This window comes from Streptomyces calidiresistens, from assembly GCF_014141525.1.
Classification (GTDB): domain Bacteria; phylum Actinomycetota; class Actinomycetes; order Streptomycetales; family Streptomycetaceae; genus Streptomyces; species Streptomyces calidiresistens.
The window spans coordinates 1-5,231 of record NZ_VKHS01000376.1; the positions used below are offsets into that span (position 1 = coordinate 1).

Below are 5,231 nucleotides of genomic sequence, written 5' to 3' on the forward strand. Positions count from 1 at the left end.
GGTCGCACCCGACCCCGCACCCCAGTCACCCGCACGTCACACCCTGGAGGCCCCGTGTCCGCCGACACCCCCGGCGGGATCATGTCCCGCGAGATCGCCGAGCAGCCCGGGGCGCTGCGCCGCCTGCTCGAGGAGGGCGCGCCCCGCATCCGGGCCGTCGCCGGCGCGATCGCCGCCCGCCGGCCCCGCTTCGTCCTGCTCACCGCCCGCGGCACCTCGGACAACGCCGCCCTGTACGCCAAGTACCTGCTGGAGATCCTGCACGGCCTGCCCTGCGGGCTCACCTCGATGTCCACGACGACCGCCTACGACGCCCGCCCGGACCTCACCGATGTCCTGGTGATCACCGTCAGCCAGTCCGGCGGTTCGCCCGACCTGGTCGCCTCCACCCGGGCCGCCCGGAAGGCCGGCGCGATCACCCTCGCGGTCACCAACAATCCCGACTCCGCGCTCGCCGAGGCGGCCGAGCACCACATCGACATCCTCGCCGGCCCCGAGCGGGCGCTGCCCGCCACCAAGACCTACACCGCCTCGCTGCTGGCCCTGTACCTCTTCGTGGAGGCCCTGCGCGGACACGACGGGGTCCCGGCGGCGGCCCGGCTCCCGGAGCTGGCGGAGGGCATCCTCGCGCGCGGCGGGGAGGTGCGGGAACTGGCCGGCCGCTACCGCTTCGCCGAGCGCATGATCCTCACCTCGCGCGGCTACGGCTACCCCACCGTCAAGGAGGCGGCGCTGAAGCTGATGGAGACCAGCTACGTGCCCGCCCTCTCCTACTCCGGCGCCGACCTGCTGCACGGTCCGCTGGCCATGGTGGACAACGTCTTCCCGGTCATCGCCGTGGTGCCCGACGGGCGGGGCGGGGAGGCGCTGCGCCCGGTGCTGGAGCGGCTGCGCGAGCGGGGCGCCGATCTGGTGGTCGTCGGCCCGCGGAAGCGGGTGGCGGAGGCGTCGGCCGGCTTCGTGCTGCCCACCGACGGGGTCGCCGAGGAGGTCCAGCCGATCCTGGAGATACTGCCGCTGCAACTCCTGGCGATGGAGGTCACCCTCGCCCGGGGGCAGGACCCGGATGCCCCGCGCTCACTGGCGAAGGTCACGGAGACCCACTGACCCCTCGGGTCGTATGCGACGGCCGGTTCCCCGCACGGCGGGGAACCGGCCGTCGCGCGGTGTTCGGGGCGAGCGGGGGACGCCCGGCGGGGCGCACGCGGAAAACGCCGAGAACGCCGAGAACGCCGAGAACGCGGAAAACGCCGAGAACGCCGAAAAGCGGTCGACAAGCGTCGAGAAGGGCCCCGGAAAGGACCTGTGAAAGGCGGCGAAAGGGCATCGGGGGAACCCCGGCGAACACCGTCGGCGAACACCGTCGGGAAAGGGATGCCGCCGGCGCCGGGTGGAGGCCGGAAAGCCCCGGGAAACACCCACGGGCCGCGGCGCCGGGGAGGGACCCTCAACCCTTCCGGCACCGCAGCCCGGAGCGACACGCGATCGGACGCCGTCAGGGCAGAAAGCGCCGCGGATCGCGCTCCACCCCCCTGTGCGGTGAGGGGCAGAAGACCACGCACACGTGGTGTGCTCCTCCATTGTGGACCGGACCGGGCTCTATGTCCATGCCGTGAACAAACCCGTGACCCACCTCGCCCGGAGAGCGCCGGGAGGTGTGAGTCCGCCTTCACCTTCCGTCGCCGGGCCCCGTCGCCGGCCCTCTGTCGGCCCCGTCCGGGGCCCCCGCGTTCGGGAGTCGCACGCGCCGGTCCGCCCGGGCCGGTGCGCTCCGGGTGGTGAACCCCGGGTGACCGGCGCGGGTCGCGGAGGTCACGGGCGGGCCCTGCCGCCGCCCGGCGGTGACCGGGATCACCGCCGGGGCAGGAGGGTAGGCTCGCGCCGTGCCCTCCATGAACGATCTGGTCCGTCTCCACACCGACCTGGACGAAGGCGACCTCGAGTGGCTGCACCTCCTGGTCTCGGAGTGGCAACTGCTCGCCGACCTCTCCTTCGCCGATCTGGTGCTCTGGCTGCCGACCCGGGACGGCACGCGTTACGTCTCCGTCGCCCAGATGCGGCCCAACACCGGCCCCACCTCGCACCAGAACGACATGGTCGGCCACCTCGTCCCGCGCGGGCGCCGGCCCCTGCTGGACGCGGCCCTGGACGAGGGGCGGATCGTCCGCGAGGGCGACCCGGAGTGGCGCGAGGAGGTGCCGGTGCGGGTGGAGTCCATCCCCGTGCGCCGGGAGGGTCGGGTGCTGGGTGTGATCGCCCGCAACACCAACCTGCTGACCGTGCGCACCCCCAGCCGGTTGGAGCTCACCTACCTCCAGAGCGCCTCCGACCTCGCCCAGATGATCGCCAACGGCGCCTTCCCCTTCCCCGGCCAGCAGGTCGGGATGGACCGCGCGCCGCGGGTGGGGGACGGCTTCATCCGGCTCGACGCCGAGGGCGTGGTGCTGTACGCCAGCCCCAACGCCCTGTCCGCCTACCACCGCCTGGGGCTGGCCACCGATCTGGTCGGGCTCCACCTCGGCCCGACCACCGCCGATCTGGCCCCCACCCGGGGGCCGGTGGACGAGTCACTGGTCAAGCTGGCCAGCGGATGGGCGCCGCGGGAGGCCGAGATCGAGGGGGACCAGTGCGTCATCCAGTTGCGGGCGATCCCGCTCAAGCCCCGCGGTGAGCGGATCGGTTCGCTGATACTCCTGCGGGACGTCACGGAACTGCGCCGGCGCGAGCGCGAGTTGATCACCAAGGACGCGACCATCCGGGAGATCCACCACCGGGTGAAGAACAACCTCCAGACGGTGGCGGCCCTGTTGCGTCTCCAGGCCCGCCGGATCGGCGCCGCCGGGGACAACAGCGCCCGCGCGGCCCTGGACGAGGCGGTGCGGCGGGTCGGCTCGATCGCCATCGTGCACGAGACGCTCTCGCACAACCTCGACGAGCGGGTGGAGTTCGACGAGATCGCCGACCGGGTGCTGGCGATGGTGGCGGAACTGTCCCCGGGCCTGGTCACCACCCGACGCACCGGCAGGTTCGGCGTGCTGGACGCCGAGACCGCCACCCCGCTGTCCATGGTGCTCACGGAGGTGGTGCAGAACGCCATGGAGCACGCCTTCGAGCCCGGTGGGCGCGGGACGGTGGAGGTCGCGGCCACCCGTGGCGAGCAGCCCGCCCGACGCGGCGGACGCCTCCTGGTGACCGTCCAGGACGACGGGCGCGGGCTGCCGGACGACTTCGACCCGCACAGCTCGGGGAACCTGGGTCTGCAGATCGTGCGAACCCTGGTGGAGGGGGAGTTGGAGGGCCGTTTCGACATGGAGCGGGTGCCGGGGGGCGGGACCCGGGTGGTGCTGGATCTCCCGTTGGCCCCGGAGCGCAAGCGCTGAGGCCCGGCGGGGACGGGGTTGTGCCGGCGGGGATGACGGCCCGGGGAGCGGCGGCCGGTCCCGGAAAGCGCGGAGCCCCGGCCCGGTCCGCGTCCCCGCCCGCCGGAACGTTCCGGTGGGGGGTGCGGGCCGTGAGCCGGGGCTCGACGGATTCGCGTGGGTGCTGCGCGCTGCGCATCAAGGCACCCGGGCGGCGACCCCGCCGATGGCGGGCCGCCGCGGGTCGGGCACGGTGCGGTCAGGCGGTGGCCTTGCGGGCGCGGTTGCGGGCGGCGCGGCGCTTCATGGCGCGACGCTCGTCCTCGCTCATCCCGCCCCAGACGCCGGAGTCCTGACCGGTCTCCAGGGCCCACTGCAGGCACTGCTCCATCACGGGGCAGCGACGGCAGACGGCCTTGGCCTCCTCGATCTGCAGCAGCGCAGGACCGGTGTTGCCGATCGGGAAGAACAGCTCGGGGTCTTCCTCGCGGCAAACGGCGTTGTGACGCCAGTCCATGTCTGCTCCATCTCCTGCGGATTGCGGTGGCATTGCTTGTGAATGTGAACGCTTTCACGAACCCCCCGACAGGAACGAGTCGTCGCCCGGCCTCCGCAGGGGGAGGTCCGTGCCGTGGCCCGTTCGGGCGGTAAGGGGATTCCGGCTCTCAAGGGGCCCGATGTCTCGGCTGTCCCGATCGCCATGTAGAGGTTCGCAAACCTCGGCCGGCGGCACAACCCCTTCTGGAAAGTTTTTTTTGATTCCTTGGTGTTGCCTGGCTCACAGCCCTACTTCTCCGGGGTGGAGGGTGGGCTAAACGTTCGACTGTAAGGAGTTTTGAGGGTTCTGCTCACACAATCACACGCAGTGCACGCCGAACGCCTGTGAACCGCACGCCGAAGCGCACCCCCAGGTGGTCACCGTCCAACTGAAACGGCAGTGGCGCCTGCGAAAGCAAGGTGAAGCCCGTCACGTCGTGCAGGACCACCACGTTTCCTCCCCGGGGGCCCCGTTCCGGCGAGGAACGCAACAACTGCGTCGCGTAGCGGGTCATCGCGGCCGCCGACATCCGGGTCAGACCCACCACGTCCAGGGCGTCGTCGAAGGAGGCCCGGGGCGCCGCGTACACCGGACGGTTCCCCAGGAAGGTCCACGGGGCGGTGTTGCACACTATGGCCGTCGACAGGTCCCGGACCGGCTGCGCATCCGGCCGCTCCAGCGTGATCGTCCCCCGCCCCCGGTGCGGGTCCCGCAGGAACTGCCGCACCATCTGGCGCACGTACAGCGCGTGCGTGGAGCGCCTGCCCCGCTCCCGCTGCTGCTCCACGCCCCCCACCACGCCCGCGTCGAAGCCCAGGCCCGCGCAGAACGTGAACCAGCGGTCCGGCACCTCCTCGTCCCGGGTGCCCTCCAGGCCCGCGGCCAACCCCAACCCGATCTCCCGCTCCCGGCCCCGGTGCAGGGCGTCCAGCAGCACACCGGTCGCCTCCACGGCGTGGTTGGGCAACCCCAGGGCGCGGGCGAAGACATTGGTCGAACCGCCCGGCACCACCGCCAGTCGCGGCAGTCCGCCGGGATCCGGGCCGTGGTGCAGCAGGCCGTTGACCACCTCGTTGACCGTGCCGTCGCCACCGAAGGCGACCACCAGCTCCACCGAGCCCGACTCCACCGCCCGCCGCGCCAGGTCCCGCGCGTGACCCCGGCACTCGGTCGGGGCGACCTCCAGCTTCACCTCGCTGGCCAGGGCCCGGGCGATCACCTCACGGGTCCGCGCGCTGGTGGTGGTGGCTGCCGGGTTGACCACGAGGAGTGCGCGCATGGGATGCAGCGTAGCCGGGTCCGCGCCCCGTCCCCGCACCCCCGGACACGCACCC

The 5,231-nt window shown here is 72.7% G+C and carries 4 protein-coding genes; 2 read left to right on the forward strand and 2 right to left on the reverse strand.

The window, feature by feature from the left end; all coding sequences use genetic code 11:
* Positions 1-81: 81 nt before the first annotated feature.
* Together FOE67_RS15745 and FOE67_RS15750 are read left to right on the forward strand one after the other, a co-directional pair.
* Entirely contained in the window at positions 82-1,107 is a 1,026-nt protein-coding gene (locus FOE67_RS15745; RefSeq protein WP_182664752.1) for an SIS domain-containing protein, read from the forward strand.
* A 785-nt stretch (positions 1,108-1,892) separates the two neighbouring features.
* Entirely contained in the window at positions 1,893-3,380 is a 1,488-nt protein-coding gene (locus FOE67_RS15750; protein ID WP_182664754.1) for a sensor histidine kinase, read from the forward strand.
* Between the two features lie 238 nt (positions 3,381-3,618).
* Here FOE67_RS15750 and FOE67_RS15755 read toward each other — a convergent pair whose 3' ends face one another.
* Positions 3,619-3,876, reverse strand: coding sequence for a WhiB family transcriptional regulator (locus FOE67_RS15755; RefSeq protein ID WP_143622905.1), 258 nt, complete (start codon positions 3,874-3,876; stop codon positions 3,619-3,621).
* Between the two features lie 331 nt (positions 3,877-4,207).
* Entirely contained in the window at positions 4,208-5,176 is a 969-nt protein-coding gene (locus tag FOE67_RS15760) for a diacylglycerol/lipid kinase family protein (protein WP_182664750.1), read from the reverse strand.
* Positions 5,177-5,231: the final 55 nt, after the last annotated feature.

What these genes read in the sequence shown, in the direction of transcription:
- FOE67_RS15745 (WP_182664752.1), top strand. Translation starts at nt 82, where the DNA reads ATGTCCCGCGAGATCGCCGAGCAGCCCGGGGCGCTGCGCCGCCTGCTC.
- FOE67_RS15750 (WP_182664754.1), top strand. Translation starts at nt 1,893, where the DNA reads ATGAACGATCTGGTCCGTCTCCACACCGACCTGGACGAAGGCGACCTC.
- FOE67_RS15755 (WP_143622905.1), bottom strand. Translation starts at nt 3,876, where the DNA reads ATGGACTGGCGTCACAACGCCGTTTGCCGCGAGGAAGACCCCGAGCTG.
- FOE67_RS15760 (WP_182664750.1), bottom strand. Translation starts at nt 5,176, where the DNA reads ATGCGCGCACTCCTCGTGGTCAACCCGGCAGCCACCACCACCAGCGCG.